This is a genomic window from Flavobacterium olei (genome assembly GCF_039749035.1).
Taxonomy (GTDB): Bacteria; Bacteroidota; Bacteroidia; order Flavobacteriales; family Flavobacteriaceae; genus Flavobacterium; species Flavobacterium olei.
The window spans coordinates 681,525-698,210 of record NZ_JBDKWC010000002.1 but is presented as its reverse complement, the minus strand read 5'-3'; the positions used below and the strand labels follow the sequence as shown (position 1 = coordinate 698,210).

Here is a 16,686-nt window from a genome sequence, read left to right as displayed (position 1 = left end):
TATAATTATTTCTTTTTAGCAGCTGTTTTTTTAGCTGGGGCTTTTTTAGCAGTGGTTGTTGTTTTTTTGGCTGCAGTTGTTTTTTTGGCTGCAGTTTTCTTTGCCGGTGTTTTGGCGGCTATCATTTCCTGAACTTGTTCCAATGTTAATTTTGTTGCATCAACATCCTTGCTCAATTCAATTTTGATTTTTCCTTTTAGAATTACAGAACGTCCCCAACGAGCCTTTTCTACTACAATTCCTTCTTCTTCCCAATTGTGAAGAACTTTATCAATATTTTTTTGAAGTTTATCTTCAATCAGTTCTTCAACATCTGCCTGTGATAAATTGTCAAAATTGTATTTTTTACTCACATTTATAAAAAGTCCGTTCCATTTTATAAATGGACCAAAACGTCCCACACCTTTTTGTACTCCTTCTCCTTTATAAACTGCAATTGGCGCATCCGCAAGTGCTTTTTCGTCAATTAATTCCTGAGCTCTTTCTTTTGAAACATTAAGAGGATCTTCTCCTCTCGGCAACGAAATAAAAACACTTCCGTGACGCACGTACGGACCATAACGCCCATTATTTACCTCAACTTCTTCTCCTTTATAGTCACCTAAACTTTTTGGAAGTAAAAATAAATTTAAAGCTTCTTCAAGTGTAATATTTCCGATATTCTGATCTGCCATTAAGCTGGCAAACTTTTTATCTTCATCATCTGCTTCGCCAATTTGCGCCATTGGCCCAAATTTTCCTAAACGAACAGAAACCTGTCGTCCGTCTGCATCTTTTCCTAAAATTCTTTCTCCGCTTTCACGCTCAGCATTTGCCTCAACTTCTTTTACATTTGGATGAAACTGATTATAAAAATCCTGCATCATATTTGCCCAGTCTATATTTCCCTCGGCAATTTCGTCGAAATCCTGTTCTACCTTTGCTGTAAAATTGTAATCCAGGATGTTTCCGAAATTTTTCACCAGGAAATCTGTAACAATTGTTCCGATATCTGTAGGTACTAATTTTCCTTTATCTGATCCTGTATTTTCTTTCAGAAGCTTCTCTCCTACTTTACTGTTTTGCAAAGTAAGTTGTGTATAATTTCGCTCCTGTCCTTCTAATGTTCCTTTTTCAACATAGTTTCTATTAATAATAGTAGAAATAGTTGGCGCATACGTAGAAGGACGGCCAATACCTAATTCTTCCAGCTTCTTAACCAAAGATGCCTCAGTATAACGTGCCGGCGGTCTGGAATATCGTTCTGTAGCCGTAATATAATTATTAGCTAATTTTTCATTTACTTTTAATGCAGGAAGCATTCCTTCTTGTTCTTCCTCGTCATCATCGTGACCTTCCAGATAAACTTTTAAGAATCCTTCAAAAAGCAAAACTTCTCCGGAGGCAGTAAAAATTTCGCTGTGATTATCTGCTTCAATTTTTACGTTTGTTCTTTCTAATTGCGCATCGCTCATTTGTGATGCCAAAGTTCTTTTCCAGATCAAATCGTATAAACGAGCCTGATCACGATCAATGTTTACAGTGTGGCGCGACATATCAGTAGGACGAATTGCTTCGTGTGCCTCTTGCGCTCCTTTATTTTTATTAGCAAAAACACGAGGTTTAGAAAATTCTTTTCCGTAAGATTTGATGATTTCTGCTTCTGCAGCATTCATAGCCTCACTGGAAAGGTTTACTGAATCTGTTCTCATGTAGGTAATAAGTCCGGCTTCATAAAGACGCTGAGCTAACTGCATGGTAATCCCAACCGGCAAATACAATTTTCTCGCTGCTTCCTGTTGTAAAGTAGAAGTAGTAAAAGGTGCTGTTGGAGATTTTTTGGTAGGTTTAGTTTCTAAATCTGCTACCTTATATTTAGAGCCAATATTTTGATTTAAGAAATCTTCGGCTTCTTTTTTTGTATTGAAATTTTTAGGCAGTTTTGCTTTGAATGCTTTTCCGGCTTCGTTTACAAATTCTGCAACAATAGAATACGTTGCAACTGCATTAAAATTCTGAATTTCGCGTTCTCTTTCTACGATTAAACGAACAGAAACAGACTGAACACGTCCTGCAGAAAGTCCGCCTTTAATTTTTCTCCATAAAACCGGAGATAATTCGTAACCTACTAAACGGTCTAAAACTCTTCTGGCCTGTTGTGCATTTACTAAATTATAATCAATTTCTCTGGGATTATCAATTGCCTTTAAAATTGCGGTTTTTGTAATCTCGTGAAAAACAATTCTTTTGGTTTTTTTATGATCCAGTTTCAGTTCTTCCGCCAGGTGCCATGAAATAGCTTCACCCTCGCGGTCCTCATCGCTTGCTAACCAAACCATTTCGGCATTCTTAGATAGTGTCTTTAATTTACTTACCAAAGCTTTTTTGTCCGGAGATACTTCATATTTAGGTTTAAAACCATTCTCTACATCTACTCCTATTTCTTTGGATGGTAAGTCGGCTATGTGACCATAACTTGACTCAACCTGAAAGTCGCTCCCGAGAAACTTCTCGATCGTTTTCGCCTTTGCAGGTGACTCCACTATTACTAAATTCTTTGCCATTGCTGTATTTTTCTGCAACAAAAGTATCTATTTTTTTTAAATATCAACCTTGTTAATTCATTTTTGAGGTATTTTGATATTATGATTCTTAAAATTACAGATTTATCTGTATTCTCTCCTATTATATATATAGGTATAACTTTTACCCGAAAATGTGTCTGAATAGTTTAGAATAAAGATTTAAGATTTTAGATTATTGTTGTCCAAATCTCTCATCTTCATATTATATATCAATCTACAATCTAAAATGATAAATCTAAAATTCTTTTCTGCCATCTTGTCACATTTACATCATTTACGTTATCTTTGCACTTTGAATTTTTGCAATGGAAAAGATTATTGAAGAAAGCAAACAAGGCGAAAGTCTTGTTTTAGAGAATAAACCTGAGAATACTAAAAAACTCTTTATAGAAAGCTACGGTTGTGCGATGAATTTTTCGGACAGTGAAGTCGTAGCGTCCATATTGTCTGAAGGTGGATATAACACAACCTCGGTTTTGGAAGAAGCCGATTTGGTTTTGGTAAATACCTGCTCTATTCGGGACAAAGCAGAACAGACTATTCGTAAACGTCTGGAAAAATACAATGCGGTAAAACGCACAAATCCGAAAATGAAAGTGGGCGTTTTGGGCTGTATGGCAGAACGTCTGAAAAGTCAGTTTTTAGAAGAAGAAAAAATTGTCGATCTTGTTGTGGGTCCGGATGCTTACAAAGATCTTCCAAATTTACTGGCAGAAGTTGAAGAAGGACGCGATGCTATTAATGTAATTTTATCGAAAGAGGAAACGTACGGAGATATTTCGCCGGTTCGCTTAATGAGTAACGGTATAACAGCACTTGTTTCAATTACCCGAGGATGCGACAATATGTGTACCTTTTGCGTAGTGCCTTTTACACGAGGACGCGAGCGCAGCCGTGAACCGCAGAGCATAATGGCAGAAATTCAGGATTTATGGAACAAAGGTTTTAAAGAAATCACACTTTTAGGTCAGAACGTTGACAGTTACCTTTGGTATGGCGGCGGATTGAAGAAGGATTTTGTAAATGCTTCTGAAATGCAAAAAGCCACAGCGGTTGATTTTGATCAATTGCTGGAAATGGTTGCGATTGGCTTTCCTAAAATGCGAATCAGATTTTCCACTTCAAATCCGCAGGATATGCACGAAAGTATCTTGCATGTTATGGCGAAATATCCAAATATCTGCAAGCATATTCACTTACCGGTTCAATCGGGGAGCAACAGAATTTTGAAAGAAATGAACCGTTTGCATACGCGTGAAGAATATATGGCTTTGATTGATAAAATTAGAACGATTATACCAGATGCTTCGATTTCGCAGGATATGATTGCCGGCTTCCCTACAGAAACAGAACAAGATCATCAGGATACAATGAGTTTAATGGAATATGTGAAATATAATTTCGGTTATATGTATTCTTATTCTGAGCGCCCTGGAACTTTGGCTGGAAGAAAAATGGAAGATGATGTTCCAGAAGATACAAAAGCCAGAAGATTACAGGAAATTGTGGATTTGCAGCAAAAACATGCGTGGTTTAGAAGTGAGGAATTTGTTGGAAAAACGGTTGAAGTTTTAGTTGAGAAAGTTTCTAAAAAATCAAAAGACGAGTTCTCTGGAAGAAACTCTCAAAGCATTACGGTTGTTTTCCCAATAGAAAATTATAAGATCGGAGATTTCGTAAACGTAAAAATCACAAGCTGTACCAGTGGAACTTTAAAAGGTGAAGCGGTTGGATATTCAAATATGAATTGATTTTTTCTTTTGCCACGAATTACACCAATTTCACTAATTTTTAGATTCTGTATCCATAAATTAGAAATTGAAAGCGTAAAATAAAAAGTAGTATTTTTCTTTATTTTATTTTTAGTTTTGCTTAAAAACAAATATGGAATTATATAAAAAAGAAGAATATTATAAGATTGTTGGCATTTGCATGGAAGTACATAGAATTCTTGGTGGCGGGCTTTTGGAAATTGTTTATAAAGATGCTTTGGAATATGAATTTAGAAAAAATAATATCCCATATGAGCGTGAAAAAGAATTCAACATTCAATACAAGGAAATTGTTTTAGCACATAAATTCTATGCAGATTTTGTTGTTTATGATGAAATTATTCTAGAAGTAAAAGCATCAAAAGAAATCGTCGATGAACACACAGCTCAAACTATAAATTATTTAAGATTAGCTGACAGCGATTTAGGAATTATTGTTAATTTTAATAAAAAGACATTACAGCATAAAAGAGTCATTCACTAACCATATTTCAAAAATTAGTGAAATTGGTGTAATTCGTGGCCAAAAAAAACATACAAGCCAAGTTTGAGGTCAAAGTAAAAACTTGAAACCTGAAACAAATAAAACTGAAACAAAATACACATGGAAACAGTTCAAGCAATAAAACAGCGATTTGAGATTATTGGAAATGATCCGAAATTAAATCGTGCTATCGAAAAAGCCATTCAGGTTGCTCCTACTGATATTTCGGTTATGGTAACTGGGGAAAGTGGTGTTGGTAAAGAAAATCTTCCCAGAATAATTCACTCGCTTTCACACAGAAAGCATGGAAAATATATTGCTGTAAACTGTGGAGCTATCCCGGAAGGAACAATTGACAGTGAACTTTTTGGTCACGAAAAAGGTGCTTTTACAGGCGCAACAAGTACACGTGAAGGTTATTTTGAAGTAGCCGACGGAGGAACAATCTTTTTGGATGAAGTTGGAGAATTACCTTTAACGACTCAGGTGAGATTACTTCGTGTTTTGGAAAACGGTGAATTTATAAAAGTGGGGTCTTCCCAGGTTCAAAAAACCAATGTGAGAATTGTCGCTGCCACAAACGTAAACCTTTTTAATGCAATCGAAAAAGGAAAATTTCGTGAAGATTTGTACTATCGTTTAAGTACAGTCGAAATTACGCTTCCTCCTTTGCGTGAAAGAAACGACGACATTCATTTACTGTTCAGAAAGTTCGTAGCAGATTTTGCTCATAAATACAAAATGCCACCTTTAAGACTGGATGATGATGCAGTGCAGCTTTTACAAAAATTCAGATGGAGCGGAAATATTCGTCAGCTTCGAAATGTTGCCGAACAGATTTCTGTGTTAGAAACCAATCGTGACATTACACTGGCAACTTTAAAATCTTATTTACCTGCCGAAGGAAGTAATCTGCCTTCTGTAATTAATGAAAATAAGAAAGAAAGTGATTTTAGCACAGAAAGAGACATTTTGTATAAAGTGCTTTTTGATATGAGAAGCGATCTTAACGATTTGAAAAAACTGACTTTGGAACTGATGAAAAATGGTACTAAAGTGCAGGATATTAATCCAAATCTGATTCAGAAAATATACGGAAACCAGGAAAATGACAGCGAAATTGATTTTGAAGAAGAGCCAAGAACTGCTGTAATGACAACCCCGGCTGTTAGAGAAGAAAACTATCAGATGCAGGATGATAATTATTTGTTTGCTGAAACTATTGAGGAAGAAGAAATTTTACGTCTGGAACAAAAAGAAATCGAAATGATTAAAAAATCATTAGAAAAAAACAAAGGAAAACGTAAAGCTGCTGCAGACGAACTGGGAATTTCAGAAAGAACCTTATATCGCAAAATCAAACAATTCGATCTTTAATAAATCGTAACAATTAATACCGAAACTTCGGGCCAAATACCAAATTGCTATCTTTGGACACAATTGGAATTTTTCTACTAAATATTATGAAAAAAATATATTCACTTTTTGCATTTATCAGCCTTTTTATGTTAAGTGGTTGTGGCGTTTACAACTTTACAGGAACTACCGGGAAGATTGATGCCAAAACATTTCAGGTTAACTTCTTTCAGAACAATGCCGACTTAATTGAGCCTGGAATTGACCGTACTTTTACATTGACATTACAGGATTTGATTATGAATCAAACCAATTTAAACTTAGTGAGTAATGGTGGTGATTTGGTTTACGAAGGTGAAATTACAGATTACAGAATTACTCCAATGACCGCAACTGCAGATCAGCAGGCTGCACAAAACCGTTTGTCTATTCGTGTCAATGTGAGATTTATGAATAAAAAGAAAGAAACAGATGACTTTGAAAAATCTTTTGAATTTTATTATGATTTCCCGGGAAGAGATTTACCGACAGGATCTACTTTAAATGCCGCTATTACTACAATTTTCGAAAGAATAACACAGGATATTTTTAATGAATCATTGGCAAAATGGTAATTTTTTTGTTGAGTCGTTTAATCGTAAAACCGTTTAATCGATAAGACAGCCAAAATAAACGATTAAACAAATAAACGATTAAACAAAATAAAATAATGAACGTTACCGATTATACCTACTTAATGAACAAACCCGATGCTATTACAGAAAAGCAGGCGGACGCATTAGGGAGTGTTCTGAATGAATTTCCGTATTTTCAAAGCGCGCGTGCATTGCGATTAAAAGGACTTTACAATCAAAACAGCTTTAAGTATAATTATGCCTTAAAAGTAACGGCTGCCCATACAGCTGATCGTTCTGTTTTATTTGATTTTATTACTTCAGAAGCTTTTACTTCTATTCAGAATGACTTTTATGAACAAAAGTTAAGAGATCTTCTGGAGATCAAAGTTTTTGACAGTGAAATTATTTCTCCTGAACAAATCAAAAAAGCACTTGAAGTAAAAGTTGATCCCGTTGAGCAATCCATTCTAAACTCCATAAAAGAGGCTCAAACATCAACTCCTCAGCAAATTATAAAAACAGAGGATTTAAAAGATTCAGTTATTGCAGAAACTCTTAACAGCCAAAATGAGGTTTCTTCTATAATTATTCCAGAAGAAATTAAAACAGAAGAACCTGAACAAGCCGTAACGAATGACAGCAAGGATGATGCAGATGATTCGGCTGAAGAGGTAAAAACTGTAGAGAATAATCTCCCGGAAATAGATCCTTCTATTTTCAAAGCGATAATGGATGCACAATCTGTTACCTATGAAGAATCGGTAAAAATTGAAGAGCCAAAAGCAATTCCTGTAATTGACGAATCTTATTTTACTCCTTTAAAAGAAGCTCAATTTATAACTTACGAAAGGCCGGTTAAAGAAGAGGAAAAACAAATTGATCCAATTGAAGTTGATTCAATTGAAGTTGATCCGGTTGAGGATACCACTTTCGATGTTACCGATGTTGAGACTTCAGAGGAAGAAACTAAAATCGAAGAAATCAAAATTGACCGTATTGAAAATTCCATTTTAAGTTCTATAAAAGTTGCCGAAAGTCCAACTCCAGCAGAACCATTAAAAATCGAAGAACAAAAAATTGATTCTGCAATCGAACGTTCGATTTTAAGTTCAATTAAGGAAGCCGAAGCGCCAACTTCTCAGGAATCAAAAATTGAAGAATCAAAAACTGAAACTATTGCTGAACAACCAGTTTTTAATTCTGTTGAAGAAGACGAAGACGATAGTGTCATCGAAGAAATGATTATTCCGGAATTTAAACTTAATATTATTGAGCCACCAGCGTATTCTGCAATTAAGGAAACTGAACCTGTAATTTCTCAAGAAAAAGAAATTAAGAGAGAAGAAGTTTTCGCAGAAAAAGCCCAGGAAGAAAAAATTCAGCCAGAAATACAAACTCAGATTTCACAAGATGCTGAACAAGAAATTGAAAAGCCGGTAAATGAAAATGTAAAGACAGCGGCCGAACATTTAGAAATTGGGAAACCTCTTGATTTTTCTTTAAATGAAAAACATTCGTTTCAGGAATGGCTTCAATTATCCAGGACAGAACCAATTGACCGTTCGAATGAAGGGCCGCAAAAAGAAGAAATGGCATCTGAGACAGTAAATGAAGAAAAAGTAATTATCGAAGAGAGACAGAAAAAGGCTGAAATTATCGATAAATTTATCGAAACCAATCCTAAAATCTCTCCAATCAGATCTACGAGCAGTACCCCGGCGGTGCAAATTGAAAGCAATTCTGATGACAATTCTTATCTGATGACAGAGACTTTAGCCAGAGTATATCTGGAACAAAAGAAATATACAAAAGCAATTCAGGCATATGAAATATTAATTTTGAAATATCCAGAAAAAATTACTTTCTTTGCAGACCGCATATCGGATATAAAGATTTTACAACAAAATAACAATAACAATAATTAAGTAATGAGCACATTTTCAATTTTTTTAGTTTTAATCACAATAGTTTGTTTTCTATTGATCGTAGTTATTATGGTACAAAACCCTAAAGGAGGCGGATTGTCTTCTACTATCAGCGGAACGCAAATGTTAGGCGGAGTACAAAAAACAACCGACTTTTTAGATAAAAGTACTTGGACTTTAGCTACCGTTTTAATTGTGTTAATTTTACTTTCAAGTTTAAGTTTTTCTACCGGAACTTTAAGCGATAACGACTCTAAAATCATTGACAAATCTGAAGCTCCTGTAACTACTCCTGTAGTACCTGCACAAGGAACTCCTGCAGCTCCGGCTAAATAATTACAGCCCGATATAAAAATCTAATGCCAGCCTGTCAAAGCTGGCATTTTTTTTAGGAAAAAATGTCAGTTTTTGCAGCATGGCACAATTTCTGAAAGTTAAAAGAACATAAAAAAAACGTATAACTTATAATATTTATAAAATCATGGCTTTAAACATTAAACCGCTTTCAGACCGCGTACTTATTGAGCCTGTTGCAGCTGAAACCAAAACTGCCTCAGGTATTTTTATTCCGGATACTGCCAAAGAGAAACCACAAAAGGGAACTGTTGTTGCAGTAGGAAATGGATCTAAAGATCATACAATGACCGTAAAAGTTGGCGATACTGTTCTATACGGAAAATATGCCGGAACAGAGTTAAAATTAGAAGGTACTGATTATTTGATTATGCGTGAAGATGATATTCTTGCGATAATCTAAAAAGTATTAAGTACAAAGCACTAGGTACTAAGTACTCATAGAACTTGAAACAAATAAAACTTTAAACAAAAACTAAAAATGGCAAAAGATATAAAATTTGATATTGAAGCACGTGACGGATTAAAACGTGGTGTTGATGCATTGGCAAATGCTGTAAAAGTAACTCTTGGACCAAAAGGTCGTAATGTAATTATCGGGAAATCATTTGGTGGACCAACCGTTACAAAAGATGGTGTTTCTGTTGCAAAAGAAATCGAATTAAAAGACCCATTAGAAAATATGGGCGCTCAGATGGTTAAGGAAGTTGCTTCTAAAACTAATGATTTAGCAGGAGACGGAACTACAACTGCTACGGTTTTAGCTCAGGCTATCGTAAAAGAAGGTTTAAAAAATGTTGCTGCAGGAGCAAATCCAATGGACTTGAAACGTGGTATCGACAAAGCTGTTGAAACTATCGTAGCTGACTTAGCAAAACAAGCTAAAGTGGTAGGAAGTGATTCTGATAAAATCAAACAAATTGCTTCTATTTCTGCTAATAATGATGAAGTTATTGGTGAACTAATCGCTACAGCTTTTGCTAAAGTTGGAAAAGAAGGTGTTATCACTGTTGAAGAAGCTAAAGGAACGGATACTTTTGTTGACGTTGTTGAAGGTATGCAGTTTGACAGAGGATATTTATCTCCTTACTTTGTAACAAACCCAGAGAAAATGGAAGTGGAATTAGATTCTCCTTACATTTTATTATACGATAAAAAAGTATCTTCTTTAAAAGAATTACTTCCGGTTTTAGAACCAGTTGCGCAATCAGGAAAACCATTATTAATTATTGCTGAAGATGTTGATGGAGAAGCGCTTTCTACATTAGTAGTAAATAAATTAAGAGGTGCTCTTAAAATTGCTGCTGTTAAGGCTCCTGGTTTCGGAGACAGAAGAAAAGCAATGCTGGAAGATATCGCAATCTTAACTGGTGGAACTGTAATTTCTGAAGAAAGAGGTTATACATTAGAAAACACAACTATCGAAATGTTAGGAACTGCAAAAAGAGTTGCTATCGATAAAGACAATACTACAATTGTAAGCGGTGCAGGTGAAGCAGATATCATCAAAAACCGTGTAAACCAAATTAAAGGTCAGATGGAAACAACTACATCTGATTATGATAAAGAAAAATTGCAGGAGCGTTTGGCTAAATTAGCCGGAGGTGTTGCTGTTCTTTATGTTGGTGCAGCTTCTGAAGTAGAAATGAAAGAGAAAAAAGACAGAGTAGATGATGCATTACACGCAACTCGTGCTGCTGTTGAAGAAGGAATCGTTGCCGGAGGTGGTGTAGCTTTATTAAGAGCTAAAACTGCTTTAGCTGACTTAAAAGCTGATAATGCTGACGAAGCAACCGGAATTCAGATCGTAGCTCGTGCTGTTGAATCTCCATTAAGAACTATTGTTGAAAATGCAGGTCTTGAAGGTTCTGTTGTTGTTGCAAAAGTTTCTGAAGGTTCAGGTGATTTTGGTTACAATGCTAAAACAGACGAATATGTAGATATGCTTTCTGCCGGAATTATCGATCCTAAAAAAGTAACGCGTGTTGCATTAGAAAATGCTGCATCTGTTTCTGGAATGATATTAACTACAGAATGTGCATTAATTGATATTAAAGAAGAAAATGCCGGCGGCGGAATGCCAATGGGTGGCGGTATGCCAGGAATGATGTAATTTATTCTCTTCTTAAAACTTAAAAGCGCTGGATTTTTATCTGGCGCTTTTTTTATTCGCCACGAATTCACGAATTATTTTTTCTCTAATCTTTACGTATATTTTTTATTTGCCACAAATTGCACAGATTAAAAGAATTATAATCTGTGGCGAGCTTTTTTCATAAAAAGCATTCGTGTAATTAATGACAACTATTTTAAACACAAAGATCAGAAAAAAAATAATTCGTGAATTCGTGGCTATCTTTTATTTAACATTCTCTTTTTCTTTAAAAAATGGTTTAGTCTTAACTTTGCGCTTTTAAAATTATAAAATGAGAAAATTTACTATTCGTCTATTACTTCTTACATTCGTAATCCTTTCCAATTTTTTAAATGCACAAAACAGCAAAGAAAATTACGTCGTTTTAGTTTCTATGGATGGATTCCGTTGGGATTACGGGAAACTTTATAATCTCCCAAATCTAAAACAGATTGAAAAAGAAGGCGTTCATGCAAAATCAATGAAACCTTCATATCCGAGTAAAACTTTTCCAAATCATTATACAATAGTCACAGGACTTTATCCCGATCATCACGGAATTATTAATAATGTTTTTTATGATACTTCTCTAAACCAGCCTTTTTCATTATCAAGTGATGCCAAAAATGATTCCAGATTTTACGGTGGAAATCCGATTTGGAATTTGGCAGAAGAACAAGGCGTGAAAACAGCATCCTTCTTCTGGCCGGGATCTGATATTGATAAAAGAAATCCAACTTATTTTAAAAAATACGATGGCAAAATTCCGTACGGAGCAAGAATTGATACTGTCATGAAATGGCTCCAGCTTCCCGAAAAACAGCGACCTCATCTGGTGACCTTATATTTTGACGAACCCGATCATTCGGGGCATAATTATGGTCCGCTTTCGCCGGAAACTAAAAAATCTGTAATAAAAATGGATTCTATAATGGGTGAAATATCCCGAAAATTAGATCAGTTGCCCATCGGAAAACAAATCAATTTAATAATTGTTTCTGATCATGGAATGGCCAATATCAGTAATGACAGGAAAGTTGCTGTTTTAGATTATTTAAAACCGGAATGGCTGGGATATAAAGATGTAATCAATCCGATTATGAGTTTGCAGGCAAAACCCGGTTACAAGGATTCTATTGCGAATGCTTTAAAGAAAGTTCCGCACATTAGATTCTGGAAATCAACCGATGTTCCAAAAAGATTGCATTACGGAACTAATCCGCGCGCGCATGATTTTGTTATTGAAGCACAAAAAGGATGGAGTTTGGTAACGAAAGAAAGTACGCATATCAAAGGCGGAACACACGGTTATGATAATAATGAAAAAGATATGCACGCTATATTTTATGCCAAAGGCCCGGCTTTTAAAGTCAATAAAAAAGTAAAAACATTTCCAAACATTTCCGTCTATCCTTTAATTGCAGAAATTTTAGGTTTAAAAATTGGCGAAATTGACGGAAAGCTTAGCGATGTCAAGTCGATGCTAAAATAATCAGAAAATGTGTCCATTTAATAATGAGATAATTACATTAAATAAAATCAATTGCCTCCAGGCTTTAGCTAAGAGTTTTTGATCAAAATTTAAAAGGCTTTAGCCAAACTTTATAGTTTTGGCTAAAGCCTTTTAATCATCTATTTTTATTCCACCAGATAAATCTGGAGTAAGTCAGCAAAACAACAATGATCTAATTATCAAATTACCACATTTTCTAATTAAAAAGTTTCTCATTTACAGCGCTGTCGAAACAGAAACTTCTTTCCATTTTCCCAATTCACTTTGAACACTTGCAATTTTCTGGTTGGCCATATTAAAAGCATCTTCACCTAAAAATAAATGCAGCGGCGGATTCTGATCCTGACTAACTTTAATTAAGGCTTCAGCTAATTTTACCGGATCTCCGGGTTGATTTTCGTTTATATCTCCTTTGTGAGCGTTTTCAGATTGTCTAACTTCCTTATAATCTGCAATAGGATTTTCTGGCAGTAAAAGCGAACCGTCTTTTAGGAAATCGGTTCTAAAATAACCTGGATAAACGATCGTGGCATGAATTCCGAAAGGTTTAATTTCTGCTGCCAGTGATTCTGTTAAACCGGCAACGGCAAATTTGGTTGAACAGTAAATTCCCCAACCCGGAAATTCTCCGAAATATCCTCCAACAGAAGAAATGTTAAAAATATGTCCTGATTGATTCGCACGAAGAATGGGCATTGTATTTCTGATTACATTTAATAATCCGAAAACATTTACTTCGAAGTTTTTTCTCGATTCTGCATCGGTTAATTCTTCTAAAGCACCTAATAATCCGTAACCTGCATTATTTACCAAAACATCAATTGTATTAAAATGGCTTACCGCTTTGTTGATTGCATTCTGAACACTTTTCTCGTTCAATAAATCCATTTCAAGCGGAAAAAACTTTTCGGATGCATTTCCTAATTCTTTAATCAAAGATGCTTCATTTCTTGATGTTGCAGCAACTTTAAATCCTTCTGCCAATAATTTTTTAGCTAATTCTAATCCAAGTCCTTTTGAAGCACCTGTAATAAACCAAACTTTACTATTTTCCATGATTTAAATTTTTTAAGTATTAATTACATGACAAAGGTATTGGCAAAGTCCCTGCTAAAAATTAAACCAATCAAGCAAGAAGTTACAAAAATCAATCAATTTCTGCTAATCGATAGTTTTTGGGAGAAACTTGAACATTTTTCTTGAAGAAATTAATAAAATGAGACAACTCTTCGAATCCTAAACACCAAGCAATTTCATTAATATTCCAATTGGTTTGTTTTAGCAGAATCATCGCTTCCTGTACAATTCTTTCAGAAATAATCTGAGAAGTTGTTTTTCCGGTTGTTTCTTTCAAAGCTTTATTTAAATGATTGACATGCACATTTAACTGTTGTGCAAATTCTGAAGGAGAACGAAAATTAATTTGCTGAGAAATTGATTCAACAGGAAATTGTCTTTCTAGCAATTCTAAAAACAAAGAAGAAACTCGAATTGTAGCATTCGATTTACTATATAATGAAGTAGTTACGGTCTGTGTTTTTAACGCAAGATGAATAATCTCAAAAACCAGATTTCGAAGTACATCGTATTTAAAAGCGTAATCAGAATTAATTTCCTCGAGCATTTTCTCATAAACCAGTTTTAAAGATGCTGCCAGTTCTTTAGAAACCGGAACCACCGGATTTCCTCCGGGCTGAAACAATGGATAGTCCTTTAAATTCCCAAACTGACTAAAAAATGCATCGGTAAAAATGCAGAAAAACCCGGTTTGTTTTTCGTCAATATGTTCCCAGCTGTAAGGAATCTGTGGATTTGCAAAAAATAAAGCCTGATCTTCTATTGCTACCACTTTATCTGCATAATGAATCTTATTCCTGCCAACGATCAAACTTATTTTAAAAAAGTCTTTACGCGTATAAGGTAATGGATTGCAAGTGCTTCCAATATAATCGTCCAGTTTAAAAACATTAAAATGTCCGATTTCCTTTGTAAGGTTTTCGGGCATTCCCTTTATTTTAACGGTATAAAAATCTTCGAGTGTTTCTGTAAGTTTCATTTATCAAAGTTACAAAAATCAAATTATTAATTTAAGAATGTGACAATTTGAGAATTAGATAATTATCGAATGTTATCCTGAGCGATCCCGGGGGCTTTAGGAGAAGGGGGCTCCCAATTGTCACGCAAGGCTTCTGTGAAAGCTTCCATTGCTCCGCATTACAAAATAAAAATGCAAAATATTTTTAGAACAATTATCTAATGATCAAATTGACACATTTTCTAATTATTAAACTATCATGAAACCACCTTATAACTCGGATCTTCAATTACATTTACATTAATAACGGCATCTGCATTTTTAAGTAATTGCCTGCAGTCTTGGCTTAAATGTCTTAATTCAACCTTTTTATTGAGCTGACTGTATTTTTTCGTGAGATTATTTACAGCTTCAATTGCTGACATGTCTGAAATACGGCTTTCTTTAAAATCAATTATCACATGATCCGGATCGTTCTGAATATCAAATTTTTCCATAAAAGTGGTAGTCGAACCAAAAAATAACGGACCATAAATTTCGTAATATTTAATTCCGTTTACATCAACAAAATGTCTGGCGCGAATTCTTTTGGCACTTTCCCAGGCAAAAACCAAAGCCGAAACTATAACGCCAATTAAAACTGCTAATGCCAGATTGTGCAATAAAATTGTAATAACGGCAACCAGGATTCCGACAAAAATATCGTGTCTCGGCATTTTATTGATCACCTTAAAACTGGCCCATTCAAAAGTCGTAATAGCCACCATCATCATTACTCCTACAAGAGCTGCCATTGGTAATTTTCCGATTACGGGAGCACCAAAAAGAATAATCAGTAAGATCGTCAACGCGGCAATAATTCCCGAAAGTCTGGCTCTGGAACCGGCACCAAGATTTACCAAAGTCTGTGCAATCATCGGGCAGCCTCCCATTCCGTAGAAAAAACCATTTAGAATATTCGAACTTCCCTGCGCTATACATTCGCGATTGCTGTTGCCACGCGTTCCTGTAATCTCATCTACGAGATTCAGCGTAAGCAAACCTTCTGTTAAACCGACCGCGGCAACAATTACCGAATAGGGAAATATTACTTTTAAGGTCTCAAAAGAAAATGGAATATTTGGAATATGAAATGGAGGAAATCCGCCTTGAACTGAAGCGATATCCTCGACTGTTTTGGTTTCAATATTAAAGACAATCACCAATGCAAAAACCACCATAATGGCAACCAAAGAAGCCGGAACTGCTTTTGTAATCTTCGGAAATATCAAAACAATTGCAATCGTCAATGCCACCAAACCCAGCATAATGTACAAAGGCGTTCCCGAAAGCCAGGAAACCTGACCGTTGATCACGGTTTTAAACTGTTCCAGCTGCGACATAAAAATAACCACTGCCAATCCGTTTACGAAACCAAACATTACAGGCTGAGGAACAAGCCGAATAAATTTTCCGAGCTTAAAAAGTCCAACACAAATTTGTACAACACCACCAAGTGCGACCGCTGCAAAAACATATTCGATTCCGTGAGATTTCATTAAGGCAATCAGAACGATTACGGTAGCTCCTGCCCCGCCGGAGATCATTCCGGGTCTGCCTCCAAAAATTGCGGTTACTAAACCTGCAATAAAAGCGGCATATAATCCGACTAAAGGTGGAAATCCTGCTAAAATTGCAAACGATAAAGATTCAGGAATCATCGTCATCGCAACTGTTAAACCTGCTAAAATTTCATTTTTGTAATTCACCTTTTGAGTAAAATCGAAGAGTTGGAATGCTTTTTTCATGGCACAAAATTAGAAAAATAATATGCAAAAAAAGAACAAACCTTTTCATGATGAAAAAGCAACTATAAGACAGCTTAAAGAATTGGACTGGAAAATCAGCTCAATTGTTTCAGAAGAAAAAGAAAAATGGAAAGAATAAAACCAA

At 35.2% G+C, this 16,686-nt stretch carries 13 protein-coding genes; 9 read left to right on the top strand and 4 right to left on the bottom strand.

Going from position 1 to position 16,686, the window contains the following annotated elements; translation table 11 throughout:
* Positions 1–5: 5 nt before the first annotated feature.
* Complete coding sequence (topA, locus tag ABEB31_RS07040; RefSeq protein ID WP_347050637.1) at positions 6–2,543, bottom strand: type I DNA topoisomerase; 2,538 nt, start codon at positions 2,541–2,543, stop codon at positions 6–8.
* Positions 2,544–2,869: 326 nt separating this feature from the next.
* Between topA and miaB the strand changes: the two genes are divergently transcribed.
* From miaB to ABEB31_RS06995, 9 genes are all read left to right on the top strand, one after another.
* On the top strand, positions 2,870–4,315 hold the full coding sequence (miaB, locus tag ABEB31_RS07035; protein ID WP_347050636.1) for a tRNA (N6-isopentenyl adenosine(37)-C2)-methylthiotransferase MiaB: 1,446 nt from the start codon (positions 2,870–2,872) through the stop codon (positions 4,313–4,315).
* Between the two features lie 133 nt (positions 4,316–4,448).
* Entirely contained in the window at positions 4,449–4,820 is a 372-nt protein-coding gene (locus ABEB31_RS07030) for a GxxExxY protein (RefSeq protein ID WP_347050635.1), read from the top strand.
* A 120-nt stretch (positions 4,821–4,940) separates the two neighbouring features.
* Positions 4,941–6,197, top strand: coding sequence for a sigma-54 interaction domain-containing protein (locus ABEB31_RS07025; RefSeq protein ID WP_347050634.1), 1,257 nt, complete (start codon positions 4,941–4,943; stop codon positions 6,195–6,197).
* Positions 6,198–6,283: 86 nt separating this feature from the next.
* The gene (locus ABEB31_RS07020) at positions 6,284–6,790 is read left to right on the top strand and encodes an LptE family protein (protein WP_347050633.1); all 507 of its coding nucleotides are present in this window, start codon (positions 6,284–6,286) and stop codon (positions 6,788–6,790) included.
* Positions 6,791–6,885: 95 nt separating this feature from the next.
* A complete protein-coding gene (locus ABEB31_RS07015) occupies positions 6,886–8,718 on the top strand; it encodes a tetratricopeptide repeat protein (RefSeq protein ID WP_347050632.1) in 1,833 nt (610 codons plus the stop codon).
* A gap of 3 nt (positions 8,719–8,721) precedes the next feature.
* Entirely contained in the window at positions 8,722–9,054 is a 333-nt protein-coding gene (secG, locus tag ABEB31_RS07010; protein ID WP_347050631.1) for a preprotein translocase subunit SecG, read from the top strand.
* Positions 9,055–9,199: 145 nt separating this feature from the next.
* Positions 9,200–9,475, top strand: a complete 276-nt coding sequence (locus ABEB31_RS07005; protein WP_012023920.1) for a co-chaperone GroES — start codon at positions 9,200–9,202, stop codon at positions 9,473–9,475.
* Between the two features lie 78 nt (positions 9,476–9,553).
* On the top strand, positions 9,554–11,185 hold the full coding sequence (gene groL / locus ABEB31_RS07000) for a chaperonin GroEL (RefSeq protein WP_347050630.1): 1,632 nt from the start codon (positions 9,554–9,556) through the stop codon (positions 11,183–11,185).
* Between the two features lie 313 nt (positions 11,186–11,498).
* On the top strand, positions 11,499–12,698 hold the full coding sequence (locus ABEB31_RS06995; protein WP_347050629.1) for an alkaline phosphatase family protein: 1,200 nt from the start codon (positions 11,499–11,501) through the stop codon (positions 12,696–12,698).
* A gap of 237 nt (positions 12,699–12,935) precedes the next feature.
* On the opposite strand, the gene ABEB31_RS06990 is transcribed toward ABEB31_RS06995, so the two are convergent.
* The 3 genes from ABEB31_RS06990 to ABEB31_RS06980 all read right to left on the bottom strand — a co-directional run bounded on the left by ABEB31_RS06990 (position 12,936) and on the right by ABEB31_RS06980 (position 16,541).
* Positions 12,936–13,775 carry an oxidoreductase gene (locus tag ABEB31_RS06990; RefSeq protein WP_347050628.1) on the bottom strand — a complete coding sequence of 280 codons (840 nt, stop codon included), beginning with the start codon at positions 13,773–13,775 and terminating at the stop codon, positions 12,936–12,938.
* A 91-nt stretch (positions 13,776–13,866) separates the two neighbouring features.
* Positions 13,867–14,775: a helix-turn-helix domain-containing protein gene (locus ABEB31_RS06985; RefSeq protein WP_347050627.1), complete on the bottom strand. Its 909-nt coding sequence runs from the start codon at positions 14,773–14,775 to the stop codon at positions 13,867–13,869.
* A 236-nt stretch (positions 14,776–15,011) separates the two neighbouring features.
* The gene (locus tag ABEB31_RS06980; protein ID WP_347050626.1) at positions 15,012–16,541 is read right to left on the bottom strand and encodes a SulP family inorganic anion transporter; all 1,530 of its coding nucleotides are present in this window, start codon (positions 16,539–16,541) and stop codon (positions 15,012–15,014) included.
* Positions 16,542–16,686: the final 145 nt, after the last annotated feature.

What these genes read in the sequence shown, in the direction of transcription:
- ABEB31_RS07030 (WP_347050635.1), top strand. Translation starts at nt 4,449, where the DNA reads ATGGAATTATATAAAAAAGAAGAATATTATAAGATTGTTGGCATTTGC.
- ABEB31_RS06985 (WP_347050627.1), bottom strand. Translation starts at nt 14,775, where the DNA reads ATGAAACTTACAGAAACACTCGAAGATTTTTATACCGTTAAAATAAAG.
- ABEB31_RS07005 (WP_012023920.1), top strand. Translation starts at nt 9,200, where the DNA reads ATGGCTTTAAACATTAAACCGCTTTCAGACCGCGTACTTATTGAGCCT.
- miaB (WP_347050636.1), top strand. Translation starts at nt 2,870, where the DNA reads ATGGAAAAGATTATTGAAGAAAGCAAACAAGGCGAAAGTCTTGTTTTA.
- ABEB31_RS07025 (WP_347050634.1), top strand. Translation starts at nt 4,941, where the DNA reads ATGGAAACAGTTCAAGCAATAAAACAGCGATTTGAGATTATTGGAAAT.
- ABEB31_RS07020 (WP_347050633.1), top strand. Translation starts at nt 6,284, where the DNA reads ATGAAAAAAATATATTCACTTTTTGCATTTATCAGCCTTTTTATGTTA.
- ABEB31_RS06995 (WP_347050629.1), top strand. Translation starts at nt 11,499, where the DNA reads ATGAGAAAATTTACTATTCGTCTATTACTTCTTACATTCGTAATCCTT.
- groL (WP_347050630.1), top strand. Translation starts at nt 9,554, where the DNA reads ATGGCAAAAGATATAAAATTTGATATTGAAGCACGTGACGGATTAAAA.
- ABEB31_RS06980 (WP_347050626.1), bottom strand. Translation starts at nt 16,541, where the DNA reads ATGAAAAAAGCATTCCAACTCTTCGATTTTACTCAAAAGGTGAATTAC.
- secG (WP_347050631.1), top strand. Translation starts at nt 8,722, where the DNA reads ATGAGCACATTTTCAATTTTTTTAGTTTTAATCACAATAGTTTGTTTT.
- ABEB31_RS07015 (WP_347050632.1), top strand. Translation starts at nt 6,886, where the DNA reads ATGAACGTTACCGATTATACCTACTTAATGAACAAACCCGATGCTATT.
- ABEB31_RS06990 (WP_347050628.1), bottom strand. Translation starts at nt 13,775, where the DNA reads ATGGAAAATAGTAAAGTTTGGTTTATTACAGGTGCTTCAAAAGGACTT.
- topA (WP_347050637.1), bottom strand. Translation starts at nt 2,543, where the DNA reads ATGGCAAAGAATTTAGTAATAGTGGAGTCACCTGCAAAGGCGAAAACG.